The organism is Adlercreutzia sp. (assembly GCF_056795635.1).
The window spans coordinates 207782-222658 of sequence record NZ_JBQIIT010000004.1 but is presented as its reverse complement, the minus strand read 5'-3'; the positions used below and the strand labels follow the sequence as shown (position 1 = coordinate 222658).

Genomic DNA, 14877 nt, shown 5'->3' with positions numbered 1-14877 from the left:
CGGCCGGCCAGCGGCCCCCTCGGGGGCCATCCCAATCCTAGATCCTGGAGCAGGAAGAAGAAAGAGAGCCGCCCTTGCGGGGCGGCTCTAACTGTAATGGGTGCGAGGGCACCTGCTTCGCGGCCAGGAACTTCTGGCGTTTCCGCCTTCAAACCGACGGGTTTCGCAGTTGCCTAATGTCGCTGCGCCGAAAACGACGGCCATTTCCCCAGTTCAAGTTTTTTCGACCATAGCACGTAGGATCCCGAAACTGCGAAATCCGTCGTTTTGAAGGCAGCGCGCCGTGGCCGCGTCGTTGAATCCCTACACGTCAGCAGCGGCCCCAACGCCTGCACTCTCAAGCATTTCCTGCTCCAGCTCGCGATCGTACTCGCGGTCGATGGCGCTTTCCGGTGTGGGCGGCTTGATCTGGAAGGGCACGGCCGGGGTAACCAAACTCACCAGCGGCACGATGGCCAGGGAGATGAGCATGCACAGGGCGCCGCAGTTGATGGGGCTCGCGATGAGGGGCACGCCGCCGCCCAGAGCCAGACCCATGTTCACGGCCGTCAGCCCCACGCCCACGGCGAAGGAGCACCACACGCTGGCCTTGGAGATGCGACCCGAGTACAGGCCCCACAGGAAGGGGCCGAGGAACGAGCCGGCCAGAGCGCCCCAGGAGTAGCCCATGAGCTGGGCGATGAACACCACGCTGGAATGGTACTGGAACAGGGCGATGACCGCCGAGATGGCGATGAACACCACGAGCAGGCCGCGCATCCAGGTCAGCTGGCGCTTCTCGGACATGTCCTTGATGAGGTTGCCCTTGATGAAGTCGATGGTCAGGGTGGACGACGAGGTGAGCACAAGCGACGACAGCGTGGACATGGACGCCGACAGCACGAGCACGATCACCAGGCCGATGAGCACATCGGGCAACGTGGACAGCATAGTGGGAATGATGGAATCGTACACCGGCGTGCCGTTGGCGGCGTACTCGATCTGGCCCTCGTAAAGGCGCCCGAAGCCGCCGAGGAAGTAGGAGCCGCCGGCCACCACGAAGGCGAACAGCGTGGAGATGATGGCGCCCTGCTTGATGGCTGGGCCGGTCTTGATGGCGTAGAACTTCTGCACCATCTGGGGCAGCCCCCAGGTGCCGAGCGAGGTGAGGATGACCACGCCGAGCAGGTTGAACAGGTCGGGCCCGAAGAAGCTGACGAAGGGCCCCTGCATGGCGCTTCCCTCGGCGGGAATCTGGGAGAGGGACACGATGGCCTCGGAGAAGCCGCCGTTGTTCAGAATGACCGCCACAATGACGGCGATAATGCCGAGCAGCATGACGATGCCCTGGATGAAGTCGTTCATGACCGTGGCCATGTAGCCGCCGAGCACCACGTAAATGCAGGTGACCACCGCCATGCCGATGACACAGGCATCGTAGGGCAGCGCGAAGGCCATGCCGAACAGGCGGGACAGGCCGTTGTAGACGCTCGCGGTGTACGGGATGAGGAACACGAAGATGATGGCCGCCGCCGCAATGCGCAGCGCCCGGGAGTTATAGCGCTTGCCGAAGAACTCCGGCATGGTGGAGGCGCCCAGCCGGTGCGTGATCTCGCGGGTGCGGGGACCTAAGATCCACCAAGCGAGCAAGCTGCCCAGCAGCGCGTTGCCGATGCCGGCCCAGGTGGCCGAAATGCCGTACTTGAAGCCGAACTGGCCCGCATAGCCCACGAACACCACGGCGGAGAAGTAGCTGGTGCCGTAGGCGAAGGCGCTCATCCACGGACCGACGTTGCGGCCGCCCAGAATGAACCCGTCCACGGTGCTCGCCTGCTTGCGGCAGTAGATGCCCACCGCCACCGCCACGGCCACGAAGGCCACTACTAAGAGGATTTTCGCGATCATGTCTTTCTTCTTTCTCGTCGTGCTTTCCCTGCTGGAGCCCATTGCCCTCGGGCCGCGCTCCTTCTGGTGGGGCACCGCGCCTCGCGGCGATGGGCCCCTTGCGAACCGAACGGCCCGCACCGTTTCCGCACACGACTTTTCGCCCATGGCTCCAAAAAAAATAGCCACGGGCGAAAACCCGTGTGCTAGTGGTATCGAAACTCAAATTGTGGGGAGACCTCGCGCAGAGACTGCTGGGCCAAATGCTGGCTGGCCACGGCGCGAGCGGCCTCGGCGATACACTGGGCAGCCTTGTGCGCGCTGGTCAGCGCACGCTCGACGGCACCGGTGCAACACTGGGCGGCCTTGTGCGCGCTCATGAGAGCGCAGGCCACCGCGCCGCACGACTGCTGGGCGATATGCTGGCTCGCCACGGCCAGCGCCGCGTCGTCCATGCCGCTTTTATGTCCCTGCACGAAATTCATGGCCGCTACTTTAGCACAATAAAGAGACTTTATGAGTCATTATTTCACCGAAAGGCTGTCAGCGCGCTTTCTGGCCTGGAATAGACGACCTTGGTCCCACCGGCAGCCGAAAAACAGCCAAAAGCAGCCCCGTTGTATTACAGCAGCAGCATTTTCCCTGTACGTGTCTTACAACGCGCATCCCTTTGCTCCATCTTGGGACCAAGGTCGTCTATTCCAAGCCAGAAAACAGCTCCAGTCCAGCCAGGGTCGCGCGCTGCAAAGGCAAAGAGCCCGAAGGGAGCGTCCCCCTAAGCTGCGCAATGACCCTTGCGAATACCTCGGGCTTTTCCAAATGAACGTTGTGGCCGGCACCCTCCACAAGCACGGCAGGAAAACCGGCAGCGCGAACGCGGGCGGCGTGGGCAGCGTACCTCTCGTCGCGAGACCCCGCTAGATAGAGAACTAGACGACCGGCAACTCGCATCTGAACGAGAGCAGCCACAGTTTCCCTCTCCGCCGCCTGGTGGTGCGCACCCCAGGCCTCCAGCGAGCGAGCGAGGGTTTCGGCGTCGTGGGCCTCGCGATCGGCGCGGATGGCGGCACGGACAGCCGGGGGCAAGTCGCGCTGGGTGGCGAACAGCGGCAGCACTTCCCACCAGTCCATGAAGGCCGCGACTCCTTCGGTACGCAGCCGTGCGGCCCATTCCCCGTTGCGCTCGGCCAATGCGACGCGGGCGGCCTCATCGGCTGGTCCCAGGCCGGCACTTTCCAGCAGGAGACCTGCCAGGGGAAGGCCGGGATGGCGCACCATCGTCTCGGCGGCGATGCGGCCGCCCATGGAGTAGCCGACGAGCATCGGTGCGCCCTCGACCGCGGCCACCAGGCGCACAATGGCGGCCACGCGGTCGCACACCGCCCCCATAGAAGCGAGGGGGTCGGCGATCGGGTGGCTAGTCGGGTGGCTAGCCGGATCGCCGGTCGGCCTGTCGGCACGGTCGCGAACCACATCGCCGGGCGCCGTCAACTCTTCCCGGCAGTCGCACGCACGAAGGGCAAGGTCGCTCTCCGGCTCAAAGAGGTTCAGCGCGTAGGTGCGCCTCCCCTGCTCTTGGAGGGCCCGCACGATCCCATCCCATGATGCAGGGGTTTGGGCGAACCCGTGCAACAGGATGACCGGGGCCTTCGCCCCTTTCCCGTCCGCGAACGCGTTTCCCTTCCCCGCCATGATGAGCGCCTAGGCCTGGTAGGGGGCGTAGCGGTCGCGGATGCCGCGCAGGGGCAGCTGCACTTCGATGAGGCTGATGCCCGGGTGCCCCAAAAAGCCGGCGTAGGCCTCGCGGAACTCCTCCACCGAGGCCACGCGGGCCGAGGGCACCATGAAGGCATCGGCCGCCGCCTGGAAGTCCACGTCCTGGGGCGCCAGGAACAGGCGCTCGAAGTAGGGGTCGTCGGAGGCCTGGGGCAGCATGTCGAAGATGGCCCCGCCGTTGTTGTTCAGCAGCACGATCACGATGGAGGGTGCGGCCGGCCCAGACTCGCCATCCAGAGCAGCCGCATCCCCATCGGCAGCGGCCGGGGCATCCCCGGCGCCGTCGCCGACCAGCGCGCCATCGGTGATGGGGTCGAAGGCCACCGTGGCATCGGGATCCCGTGGGGCGGCATGGGCTCCCCGGCGCGAGGGGGGAGCAGCCGTCGCCCCCTCGCTCGCCTCGCCGGCCCCGGCCGTCCCGGCCTCGGCAGGGGCTGTCGGCTCAGCGACCTCCCCTTCCCCGCGGCACCCGTGAACATGCTTGATCTCCCGCTGCAAGGCCAGGGCGTTCAAGTCGTGCAGCAGGGTGAAGTCGCCGGTGAGGAACGTGGTCTGGGCGAAGTGCTGGGCCGCACCGAGGGCCGTGGATACCACGCCGTCGATGCCGTTCTGGCCCCGATTCGCCATCACCGCGATGGGCTTGCCGTCCTTCAGATAGAACGTATCCAGGGCGCGAATGGGCATGGAGTTGGCCGAGAACAGGCACGACCCCTCGGGAATCAGCTCCAGCAGGGCGCGCACGTAGGCGCCCTCCACCTCGCCGGCCTTCTCCACCGCGAGCACCCGCAGGCGCGCCTCGTCGTTGGCGGCCACCCAAGCGTCGGCGAAATTCCGCTGCGCCTTGCGGCCCTCGCCGTGCCAGGGGCTCCGCACGAAACCGAGGGGCGTGGTGCCCACGAACACATCGGTGGCCAGGTTGAAGTCGCGCGTCTCGGCCACATCCACCACGATGGAGAGCGGGCGCACCTTCTCGAGGAAAGCCGTGGTCGCCTTCGACACGGGATAGCGGCCGAAGCGAATGACCACCTCGGGGCGCGGGCAGTTACCGTGGCGGCAGAGGTTGTCGTAGTTGTCGATGACGAGGGGCTCGTCGAGGGAGCGCAGGCCCGAGAGAGGATCGGCCAAAAGCGGGAACGACCAGCGGCGCGCCCAGGCCACGATCTCCTCGGCCTCGGCCAGGGTCTCGCAGGCCCCCTCGCCCACGAGCACAAGGGTGGGGCGCTTGCGCAGGGCCTCTTCGATGGCGGCCACCCCCGCCGCCGACAGCTGGCCCGTGGAACCGAGCAGCGGCCCCACGGTCAGCGCCGTTGCGTCGTCGCCCTTGCGGCGCGCGGGCATGACCGCCCGAGCCCCCAGCGAGAAGCAGTCGCGGGCCCCGCGCAGCGCCGCCTGCATGTCGGCACCGGGGAAATCGGGCTTCAAGGGCGCAGCCAGGGGGAAGTTCAGGTGCACGGGGCCGGCATAGTGCACCGAGGCCCGCGAGGCCACCTGGAGGTTCGGATCGTAATTCGCCAGCTCGCCGAAGTTGTCGAAACCCGGGCGCAGGCCCCCCACTGCCAGGTCATCGGCCACCGTGGCCGAGGGGCCGAGGGCCGCCAGCACCGCCTCGCGGGCCGCCTGGCGGGCGAAGGCGATATCGCGGTCGCGGCCAGCCGGCAGAGGCATGGCGCGGAAAGCGCGCACATGGTCGCCGTAGGCCTTCAGCTGGTCGGTGGTCTGGGGAGCGCCGAGCCCTTGCAGCTGGGGCGGTCGATCGGCCGACAGCACGATGAGGGGCACGCGGGAGGTGGAGGCCTCGATCACGGCCGGATAGTAGTTCGCCAGGGCCGTGCCCGACGTGCACACGAGAGCCACGGGCCGCCCGCTCGCCTTCGCCATACCCAAAGCGAGGAAGGAGGCGCCGCGCTCGTCGATATCCACGAAAAGACGCAGGTCGTGGGGGCGGCGGCAGGACAGCTCGTAGGCCGTCATGGCCAGGGCCGTGGAGCGGGAGCCGGGGCTCACCACCACGTCGCGCACGCCCCAGCGGGTCATCTCATCGAAGAAGGCCGCCACGAACAGGGCGGTATCGGTCTGGTGGGTCGGGGTCATCGGGAATCCTTCCGCAAAATTGACTGGCCCCATGATACCGCTCTTCGCCCGCCGCGTGGCCGCCCCCGCATTTTCCCCGCATCACGCCGGAGGCTGGAAGGCAGGGCCCTTCGCCCCCTACGCGCCGAAGGCCGACAGGATGGTGCGCAGCTTCAGGTTTATCTCGTCGTACTCGGCCGTCGCGTCGCTGCCCGCCACGATGCCGCAGCCTGCGTACACCCAGCCTCCCTCGCCGTCGAAGACACCGGTGCGCAGGGCCACGGAGAACTCGCCGTCGCCGGCGCCGTCCACAAAGCCGCAGGCCCCGGCGAAGAACCCGCGGTTGTAGGGCTCGATGGCCCGCAGGAGCATCTTCGCCTCGCCCACCGGCGTGCCGGCCACGGCGGGCGTGGGGTGCAGATCCTCCATGAGATCGGTCAGCGTGACGCCGGGAAGCACCCGGGCGCGGGCGGGCGTGAACAGGTGCTGCACGTGGGCCAGAGCCATGATGCCGGGCTCCTCCGGCACGTCCACGTCGTAGCACACCCGGTCGAGCACGCCGCGGATGAGCCGCACCACGTAGTCGTGCTCGGCGCGGTTCTTCCCGTCGGCCAGAAGCTCGGCGGCCAGTGCCTCCGACTCCGCCGGCGTGGCCCCGGCCGGGCACGTGCCCGCCAGACACATGGATTCCACGGCATCGCCGCGCTTGCGCACGAGCAGCTCGGGGGTGCAGCCGCAGAAGAACACGTCGGCGTAGCGGTACAGGAGCACCGTGCCCCGGGCGTCGCCGTCGATGAGGTTCACGAGCAGGTCCTTCGACGAGAAGGGGTGCGCTGCCGCAAGGTGCAGGCGCCGCGAGAGCACCACCTTGCCCACACGGCCGCCGTCGATGGCACCCAGCGCGGCGCCCATCATGGCATCCCACGCCTCGCGGGAATCGGGCTCAAGTTGGAAGGGGATGGATGCGGCCTCGCGCGGGGGCGCGGCGGCCACCATGCGCGTGAAGCGGGACACGCGGCCCGGATACACCGGCCCCAGCGAGTTCACCTGCAGAAAGCGCCCGCGATCGTTCTCGATGAGCACGATCTCCGGCAGCATGAACCGCAGCCGCGGGAAGGAGGCCATCAACTCGTCGGCCGGCGCGGGGTTGGTGCCGTCGAAGCGGTTGAACGAGAAGAACACCGGCGGCTGGGCCGCGCTTGCCGCAGCCGAGGCAGAGCAATCGGCGGCATTGGCCCCGCGAGCCGGCGCGGCGCAATCCCCACTCCGACCCCTTCCCGCAGCCGCAACCTCGCGTAGCGGACCGCCCTCGCCGCTCTCGTATTCCACATCCTGCAGGCTCGCCAAAGCGATGCAGCGGCCGAGCCCCATGTAGCGGCAGGCACGCTCCTTGTCGTAGTACACGAACTGGTCGGTGAACCCCTTCTGCAACGCGCAGAACGCATCCACCAGATCAGCCTCGATGGGCCTGTTGCTCGTATAGATTCGCGTCACTTCGGCTCAGCTCCTCATCGGTTCGCCCGGAAAGTCAGCAAGGCCCGACAGGCACCTGCCGGGCCGCGGGATCGACGCGCCCGAAGGCTCGTCGGAACAGACAGGATCGGCTAGATCTGGTACATGGCCTGGAAGACGTCCTCGCGCTGGATGAGGACTTGCATGCCGAGGCTCTCGCCGGTGGCGGTCAGGCGCTCCTGCACGGTGTTGAAGTCGGCGGTGGCCGGGTCCAGCGACACCATCATGGTCATGGAGAACATGCGGCCCTCGCCCAGAATGGTCTGGGAGATGTCGTCGATGTTGGCGCCGCACTCGGCGAGCACGGTGGCGATGGCGGCAACGACGCCGGAGCGGTCCTTGCCCAGAACGGAGATAACGCACTTCATAGGGAATTCCTCTCATTCAGGCGGCCCGGGGGCCGCGCGATTACCTTCGTGGGCGGCAAGGGCGTGGCCCTTGCCCTACGGGGCGCCCGGAACACCCGCAAGACGCCTCGGGAACGGGAGCGACGAGCGCTCCCTTAAGGCACTCTGCGCCCTGTGGGCCCGCGCCCTGCGTCCCTAGCGGAAGATGAGCGCCAGGGCCTCGGAGCGGGCGTCGGCATCGGTCGCAAAGCAGCCGCGCACGGCCCGGGTCGTCGTCTTCGCGCCGGGCTTCTTCACGCCGCGCATGGACATGCACAAATGCTCCGCCTCGATAACCACAATGACGCCGGCGGGGTTGAGCGCCTCCACCAGGGTGTCGGCGATCTGGCCGGTCAGGCGCTCCTGCACCTGGGGACGCTTGGCGAAGCCGTCCACGAGCCGGGCCAGCTTCGAGATGCCGCAGATGCGGCCGTCCTCGCCGGGGATGTAGGCCACGTGCGCCTTCCCGAAGAACGGCGCCAAGTGGTGCTCGCACATGCTGTAGAAGGGGATGTCGCCCACCAGCACGATCTCGCTGTGGCCCTCGTCGAAGGTCACGTCGAAATGGCGCGACGGGTCTTCCTCCAGGCCCCCGAGCACTTCCTCGTACATACGGGCCACGCGCGCGGGCGTTTCCAGCAGGCCCTCGCGGTTGGGGTCTTCCCCGATACCTTCCAAAATCAGGCGCACGCCTGCTTCGATTTTCGATGTATCCACGGTTGTCGTAACTCCTTGTAAACGGTTAGGGCCATGTTATCACGACGCCCTAGACGCGCGGCGAAAGAGCGGGATAATACCAAGACGGAAGGCATCACACGAGAAGGGACTGCCCATGAAAGGCCTCCTCGCCGAATTCAAGGAATTCATCAACCGCGGCAACGTGATCGACATGGCCGTCGGCATCATCATCGGCGCGGCGTTCACCGCCATCGTCACGTCGCTGACCGAGGACATCATCAACCCGCTCATCAAGCTCATCACCGGGGGCAACGGCACCGACGTGGCCGGCCTCACCATCCCCGTGCCGGGCACCGCCAACGGCATCGACTTCGGGGCCTTCATCAGCGCCATCATCAACTTCCTCATTGTGGCCTGGGTGGTGTTCATGATCGTGAAGGCCTTCAACAAGATGAAGGACGGCACGGCGAAGCTGCCCTTCCTTAAGAACGCCAAGGGCGAGGAAGTCATCGAGCACGCCCCCACCTGCCCCTTCTGTCTGGAAGAGGTGAACGTGGGCGCCACCCGTTGCAACCACTGCACCGCCGAGCTGCCAGCTCCGGCCGCGGTGACCGTGGAGGTCGTGGCGAAGTAGGCCGGGCTAGGCTCCATATGCGACGAAAACGACGGTTCTCGTAGTTGGGCCGTCGTTTTTGCATCGCAGCAAAGAATGCGACCTGGGGAAACTCCCCCAGAGGCGGCACGGGAGCCCGGATGGAGCTACGAGTTCCGTCGTTTTCGTCGCAAAACGCGCACGGGACGACCCTTTGCGGCTCTTATTTGTGGTAGGGCTCGCCGCGGGAGATTTTGAAGGCGCGGTAGATCTGCTCGAGGAGCACCACGCGAGCCAGGTTGTGGGGCAGCGTGATGGGGCCGAAGGAGAAGGTTTCGTCGGCCCGGGCGCGCACGGCACCGCTCACGCCGTCGGAGCCGCCGATGACGAAGGCCAGGTCGCTGTCCCCTCGCAGGGCCAGCTCGTCCAGGTGTTGGGAGAAGCCCACGCTGGAGCGCTGCTTCCCCTCGATGGCCATGAGAATGACCCGCGCCCCTTCCGGGACCGCGGCCAGGATGCCCTCGCCCTCGCGGTCGCGGGCCGTCTCCACGCCGCCGGCCCGGGCCGGATCCACATCGGCGATCTCGGCCACAGTCACCTTGGCGTAGGGTCGCAGCCGTTTCAGGTACTCGTCGCAGGCCGCCGTCCAGAACTTCTCCTTCAGCTTTCCCACGGCAATGACGGTAATGCGCAGCATGGGCTACCCGATATCCAGGTCGAGGCCGACGGGGCAGTGGTCGGAGCCCTCCACGTCGTCGTAGATGCTGGCCGCCACCACCGCATCGCGCAGGGCATCGCTCACGAGGAAGTAGTCGATACGCCATCCCGCGTTGGTGGAACGGGCGCGGAACCGGTAGCTCCACCAGGTATAGCGCCCCGTCTCATCGGGATGCAGCAGCCGGAACGTGTCGGTGAAGCCCGCATCCAAAAGCTCGGTGAACTTTCCCCGCTCCTCGTCGGAAAAGCCCGAGGCCCCGCGATTGGGACCGGGGTTCTTCAGGTCGATCTCCTGATGGGCCACGTTGAAGTCGCCGCACATCACCACCGGCTTCGGGTCGCTCGTCTCGCCGCTCGGCAGGATGCCGGTCTCGAGCCCCTTGCAGAAGTCACGGAAAGCGTCGTCCCATTCCATGCGGTGGTCGATGCGGGCCAGCTCGTTCTGGGAGTTCGGCGTGTACACGTCCACGAACCAGAAGCCGGGGAACTCGCAAGCCACAATGCGCCCCTCGGCATCCAGGTAGTCGTTGCCCAGGCCGTGCAGCACGCGCAGGGGCTCCTCGCGGGTGAACACCACGGTGCCCGAATAACCCTTCTTCTCGGCGGCGCTCCAATACTGGTGGTAGCCGGGCAGGTCCAGTTCCACCTGGCCCACCTGGCACTTGGTCTCCTGCAGGGCGAAGATATCGGCGTCGAAGGCGTCGAATACCTCCAGGAAGTTCTTCTTCAGCACGGCACGGATGCCGTTCACATTCCACGAAACGAATCGCATGGGTCTCCTTTACTAGGCAAAAGGGCCTCGGAAATCCCGAGGCCCCTGCTTGCTTGCTCGCGAGGTTTCTACTTCCAGTCGCTGCCGATGAGGATGAGGAAGTCGCCCTCGTACATATACTCGCCGTTGGTGTTCTGCACGGCGCGGCCGCAGCCCAGGGCGTCGATGAGCTCCTCGGCGTAAACGCGCTGGTCCGGCGTGTCGAAGACCACGACAGTCTCCTCGTAGCTGAAGGAATTGGCGTTGCTGGCATCGGCCGTGTAGCCCAGGGGCTTGATGCGCTCCAGGGCCTCGGCGCCCACGCCGTTGATGCCGTTGCCGTTCTTGATGGTGACGATGCCCGTGCGGCTCTCGCCGAAGGTCTTGCGGGTGCCGTCGACGCCCTGGACGCCCTCGCTGTCGCTGGAAGCGGGGGTGCCGTCGCCCACGCTGGCGAGCACGGTGCCGTTCAGCTCGTCGATCTCGTCCTCCTCCGTGGGGGGCAAGCCCTCGCGCACGCGGTTCATCATTTTCTGCCAAGCGGCCGTGTCCAGCTTCTCGTACCACGTATCGTTGCGGTACTCGCTCTCCGTCGGCTCCATGGCGGAATAGATATCGGTGCTCGGATCGATGCCCTGCATAGAACCGGCCAAAGCGATGATGTCGGACACCGTGAAGTCGGTGGTCACATACTGGGACAGGGTTTCCACCGACTTGGTGATAGTGCCGATATCGGAGGAGAGCACCTTCTTGGCAATGGCCCCGAGCACCAGGCGCTGGTTCGCCGCACGGTAGCGGTCGCCGTCGCCGTACTCGTCGTAGGAATGGCGGCTGCGGCACAGGATGAGCGCCTGCTCGCCCGTAAGGGTCTGCTCGCCGGCCGCCACATAGCCTCCCGCCTCGTCGTCGTCGATCTCCATGGGAACATCCACGGTCACGCCGCCGAGGGCATCCACCACTTCCTCGAAGCCGTCGAAGTTGATCTCGGCATAGTGGGAGATGGGCACGCCGGCCATCTGGGACACGGTCTTGATAGCCAGGGCCGGGCCGCCGATAGCGTAGGCAGCGTTCAGCTTCTGCACGCCATTGCCCTCGATCTCCACCTCGGTATCGCGATGGAGCGACACCATGGTGACCTTCTTGTTCTGAGGATCGACCCGGGCGAGGATCATGGAGTCGGAGCGGAAGGTGTCGCCCGCGTACTGGGTGGATTCCGCCCGCGCCTCGGACTTGTCGGTACCGAGCAGCAGCATATAGAAGGTGCCACCCTCATAGGAGGGCACCGGCTGGAGCGCCTCCTTCACCTCGGGCGTGACGTCCTCATTCATGTTGGTATCGATCTTGTTCATGTAGCCGTAGGTGGCGAAGGCCACGCCGCCGGCCCCGAGGACGCCCACCAGCACAATGGCCAGCACGGCCACGAGGATGCGGTTGCGCTTCTTGCGACGGCGGTCCCGCGCGTAGTCGTCGCCGGCCGCACCGCGGGAATAGGGATTGTCGCCCGTGGGCAGACTGGGGGTCGCACCCAGAGTGGCGCCACCGAGAGCCTGCTGCTGGTGCTGGGGAGCCACGGGCTGGGAAAAGCGGGGATTATGTGATTGGTTCAGCGGCTGAGAGTGCCGCGGGTTGTTCGTCTGCCCGACCGGCTGGGAATGGCGGGGATTGTTCGTCTGACCCACTGGCTGGGAGGCGTGCTGGGCACGGAGATTATTGCTTCCTGACGTTTCGGTCATCCGGGGCGGTCTCGCTTTCGTATTTCCGGTGCCATGGCATAACGCCATAGACCTCGACATCTTGGTTATCGAGGTAACATTTTGGTAAAAAGCGGCCCTACGCGCAACTGCGAGCCTTTCATTAGCAGTGAAAAGCCACAGGAAGCGGCCAGTATATTCACATTTTGACTGCGCCAACGCCAAGCAGGAAGGTACGAAATGGGCCGGCGCGGCCCCCTAGGAAAGCCGCTTCGCCATGACCTCGTTGGCGGCGAGCTCCACGCGGTCGTCGAGGGGCGCGAGCGCCGGGGCGGCCTCCCCCGTGCGGGCGGCGCGGCGCTCGAGAGCACGGGCCAGCAGCCAATCGGCCACCTCGGGATTCTTCGAGAGGAGGGGGCCGTGGGAATAGGTGCCCACCACATTCTTGTAGCGAGCGCCTTCGACCCGGTCGTCATCGTTGTTGCCGCGGCCGCAGGACGAGACCACGCGGCCGAAGCCCTCGACGCCCTCGCCCAGGTAGGTGCGACCGGCATGGTTCTCGTAGCCCACGACGGGGTGGCCGGCCAGGGGAGATTCCAACACCATGTTGTCGATGAGGCGGTCGGCCGAGGTGCCGGGACGCCGCGTCTCCATATCGATGAGACCGAGGCCTTCCACCAGCTCGTCGCCCCACAGCCACTGGCGGCCCAAGATCTGGTAGCCGCCGCAGATGGCCAGCAGGGGGCCGTCGGCCTCCACGTAAGCAGACAGGTCGTCGCGCATGGCCAGCAGCTGCTCGCTCGCCAGTTTCTGCTCACGGTCGGGACCGCCGCCCAAAAATACGAGATCGACCTGGGAAAGATCGACCGATTCGTCATGACCGACCCGGCGCACTTCCACGGGAACGTCGCGCCAGCGCAGACGCTGCTCCAAGATGCGCACGTTGCCCCCGTCGCCGTAGAGGTTCAACAGGTCGGGCATCAAATGCGCGATGACGACCGGCGCCTCGAAAGATGCGGGCGCCTCCGCGGTCGCGACCTCCCTCGCGGGCGGCACATCACCCGCGGCTTCCCTCGCAGCCGACACGTCGCCTGCGGCTTCCCCCTCGGCCGGCACACCATTCGCGACCGCCTCCGTAGGGCAAGGGCCGCGCCCTTGCCGCTGCTCGAACCCGTTTGCACCCGGGGCCGCCAGGTCGTCCGTCTGCGAGCTGCTTCCATCCCGGCTATCCACTTCCCGGGCACTCGCGCCCCGCGCCCCTTCCGCCGCTTCCCGGGCGTTCAGGGCCTCGTGCACCGGCGGCAGGGCCGTGTAATTCGCGATGGCGTACACCGCTGCATCGGCGGGCAGCTGACCCGCCGCCGTCAGGGCCCCCAAGCGGGCGAAGGCGTCGTCCATGGACTCGATCACCGGCGCGGCGATGCCCGCGTACTTCAGGCGCACGGCCAGGTCGTGGGCGCGTGAGCCGCCGGCGAACACCACGGTGTCGGGCTGACCGGCCAACTCTTCGAAGTCGATGTCCCAGATCCAGGAGATGTCGCGGCCGTCGGCCACTTGATCGTTGATGAAGAAGGCCACCATCTTGGGGCCGCCATCGGCTTCCACGATCTTCAGGTTCTGGTTGAAGCCCGTGGGGTTCTTCGCCAGGTTCAGCAGCACGTCGCGGCCGTCCAAGCGATAGCGCTGGAGCCGCCCGTTGCGCGGGTTGAAGGCGTCCACAGCTTGCTGGAAAGCGGGAGTCGGGATGCCCACCTCGCGGCAGAGCGCGTAGGCCGCCACCAGGTTGTAGGCGGCATAGGGCGTGGCTTGCGGCGTGTGCACCGCCTCGCAAGCCGCCGGGCCGCAGATTTCCATGGACACCCCCGTCGGCGCCAACGCGATGGAACGACCGGCGTAAGTCAGCGCCGGGCGGGCGAAGTCGCAGGAGGTGCAGAAATAGTCGCCGAGCTGGCCGTACTGGCGGTAGCGATACCGCACCATGCCATCGCACTGCTGGCACATCTGGGCGTCGGCCACGGTGTTCTGGGCCAGGTTCATGGACTCGTCCAGGCCGAAGGCCACGGTGCGGTTGCCCACGGTGGCCGCGATGCGCGCGCACAGCGGGTCGTCGGCGTTGTACACGAGCACGGTATCGGGCGAGGCAGCGAGGGCACCGGCGATGGAGGTTTGAATGCGGTCGATCTCGCCGCAGCGGTCCAGCTGATCGCGGAACAGGTTCAGCAGCAGCACGTAGTTCGAGCGCAGGCGCGGCAGCACGTGGGCGAGCCACAGCTCGTCGCACTCGAAGACGCCCCACTGGGCCGCCGGCTGCTGGAGCAGCGCCGAGGCGATGCCCGCCGCCAAGTTCGCCCCCGTGCGGTTGCAGATGATGGTGCGCCCGGCCGCCTCGAAGGCATCGGCCAGCAGGTTGTTCGTGGAAGTCTTCCCGTTGGTGCCCACGGTGATGACCGAGCCCTCGGCGCACTTCCCGCGCAGCTCGTCGAGCAGCGATGGATCCATCTTGAGCGCGATCTTCCCCGGCAGATTGGCCGCGGGCCGATGGGCTACGTGACGCAATCCCCAGGTAGATACCGCGCCGGTCGCCTTCGCGAGCGTAAACCTCAAGCTCATAGATGCACCTCGTTGCCTTTGGGGGAGACGGCGCTGCGCAATGCCGCACCCGGGCGAATCGGACCGCCCGCCTTCAGCCCATGCTCCCCGTTTTTCCAATGGCGACCAGTATAGCGAAGGGCACGGGCAGCGCCTACCACCTCCCCGCATCCCCCATATCGCCGCACCTCGACCCCGATGGCCCTGCCGAGCACGCGGGCGCTCCGTCCCGGCGCCGTCGGTCTCCGCCAA

Annotated in this window: 12 protein-coding genes; 1 reads left to right on the top strand and 11 read right to left on the bottom strand. The window is 66.6% G+C overall.

Features of this window, described 5'->3' with window-relative positions; genetic code table 11:
- Positions 1–303: 303 nt before the first annotated feature.
- The 7 genes from ACTOXK_RS04150 to folE all read right to left on the bottom strand — a co-directional run bounded on the left by ACTOXK_RS04150 (position 304) and on the right by folE (position 8324).
- Entirely contained in the window at positions 304–1884 is a 1581-nt protein-coding gene (locus tag ACTOXK_RS04150) for a sodium:solute symporter family protein (RefSeq protein ID WP_482278683.1), read from the bottom strand.
- 185 nt (positions 1885–2069) lie between these two features.
- Positions 2070–2348, bottom strand: a complete 279-nt coding sequence (locus tag ACTOXK_RS04145; protein ID WP_482278682.1) for a hypothetical protein — start codon at positions 2346–2348, stop codon at positions 2070–2072.
- Positions 2349–2559: 211 nt separating this feature from the next.
- Positions 2560–3555, bottom strand: a complete 996-nt coding sequence (locus ACTOXK_RS04140; protein WP_482278681.1) for an alpha/beta fold hydrolase — start codon at positions 3553–3555, stop codon at positions 2560–2562.
- Between the two features lie 9 nt (positions 3556–3564).
- On the bottom strand, positions 3565–5730 hold the full coding sequence (gene menD, locus ACTOXK_RS04135) for a 2-succinyl-5-enolpyruvyl-6-hydroxy-3-cyclohexene-1-carboxylate synthase (RefSeq protein WP_482278680.1): 2166 nt from the start codon (positions 5728–5730) through the stop codon (positions 3565–3567).
- Between the two features lie 117 nt (positions 5731–5847).
- Positions 5848–7203, bottom strand: coding sequence for an isochorismate synthase (locus tag ACTOXK_RS04130; protein ID WP_482278679.1), 1356 nt, complete (start codon positions 7201–7203; stop codon positions 5848–5850).
- A 110-nt stretch (positions 7204–7313) separates the two neighbouring features.
- Positions 7314–7589, bottom strand: coding sequence for an ACT domain-containing protein (locus ACTOXK_RS04125; RefSeq protein ID WP_482278678.1), 276 nt, complete (start codon positions 7587–7589; stop codon positions 7314–7316).
- A 174-nt stretch (positions 7590–7763) separates the two neighbouring features.
- Positions 7764–8324, bottom strand: a complete 561-nt coding sequence (gene folE / locus ACTOXK_RS04120; RefSeq protein WP_482279402.1) for a GTP cyclohydrolase I FolE — start codon at positions 8322–8324, stop codon at positions 7764–7766.
- A gap of 115 nt (positions 8325–8439) precedes the next feature.
- Here folE and mscL point away from each other — a divergent pair, with 115 nt between their 5' ends.
- Complete coding sequence (mscL, locus tag ACTOXK_RS04115) at positions 8440–8919, top strand: large conductance mechanosensitive channel protein MscL (RefSeq protein WP_482277614.1); 480 nt, start codon at positions 8440–8442, stop codon at positions 8917–8919.
- Between the two features lie 181 nt (positions 8920–9100).
- On the opposite strand, the gene rlmH is transcribed toward mscL, so the two are convergent.
- From rlmH to ACTOXK_RS04095, 4 genes are all read right to left on the bottom strand, one after another.
- Positions 9101–9574, bottom strand: a complete 474-nt coding sequence (rlmH, locus tag ACTOXK_RS04110) for a 23S rRNA (pseudouridine(1915)-N(3))-methyltransferase RlmH (RefSeq protein WP_482277613.1) — start codon at positions 9572–9574, stop codon at positions 9101–9103.
- A gap of 3 nt (positions 9575–9577) precedes the next feature.
- Complete coding sequence (locus ACTOXK_RS04105) at positions 9578–10366, bottom strand: exodeoxyribonuclease III (protein ID WP_482277612.1); 789 nt, start codon at positions 10364–10366, stop codon at positions 9578–9580.
- A gap of 68 nt (positions 10367–10434) precedes the next feature.
- Positions 10435–12078 carry an LCP family protein gene (locus ACTOXK_RS04100; protein WP_482279401.1) on the bottom strand — a complete coding sequence of 548 codons (1644 nt, stop codon included), beginning with the start codon at positions 12076–12078 and terminating at the stop codon, positions 10435–10437.
- 216 nt (positions 12079–12294) lie between these two features.
- Positions 12295–14646, bottom strand: coding sequence for a MurT ligase domain-containing protein (locus ACTOXK_RS04095; RefSeq protein WP_482277610.1), 2352 nt, complete (start codon positions 14644–14646; stop codon positions 12295–12297).
- Positions 14647–14877: the final 231 nt, after the last annotated feature.

Excerpts from the sequence above, each read along its gene's own strand:
- menD (WP_482278680.1), bottom strand. The coding sequence starts at position 5,730 with ATGACCCCGACCCACCAGACCGATACCGCCCTGTTCGTGGCGGCCTTC.
- ACTOXK_RS04140 (WP_482278681.1), bottom strand. The coding sequence starts at position 3,555 with ATGGCGGGGAAGGGAAACGCGTTCGCGGACGGGAAAGGGGCGAAGGCC.
- mscL (WP_482277614.1), top strand. The coding sequence starts at position 8,440 with ATGAAAGGCCTCCTCGCCGAATTCAAGGAATTCATCAACCGCGGCAAC.
- rlmH (WP_482277613.1), bottom strand. The coding sequence starts at position 9,574 with ATGCTGCGCATTACCGTCATTGCCGTGGGAAAGCTGAAGGAGAAGTTC.
- ACTOXK_RS04095 (WP_482277610.1), bottom strand. The coding sequence starts at position 14,646 with ATGAGCTTGAGGTTTACGCTCGCGAAGGCGACCGGCGCGGTATCTACC.
- ACTOXK_RS04100 (WP_482279401.1), bottom strand. The coding sequence starts at position 12,078 with ATGACCGAAACGTCAGGAAGCAATAATCTCCGTGCCCAGCACGCCTCC.
- ACTOXK_RS04145 (WP_482278682.1), bottom strand. The coding sequence starts at position 2,348 with ATGAATTTCGTGCAGGGACATAAAAGCGGCATGGACGACGCGGCGCTG.
- ACTOXK_RS04150 (WP_482278683.1), bottom strand. The coding sequence starts at position 1,884 with ATGATCGCGAAAATCCTCTTAGTAGTGGCCTTCGTGGCCGTGGCGGTG.
- ACTOXK_RS04125 (WP_482278678.1), bottom strand. The coding sequence starts at position 7,589 with ATGAAGTGCGTTATCTCCGTTCTGGGCAAGGACCGCTCCGGCGTCGTT.
- ACTOXK_RS04105 (WP_482277612.1), bottom strand. The coding sequence starts at position 10,366 with ATGCGATTCGTTTCGTGGAATGTGAACGGCATCCGTGCCGTGCTGAAG.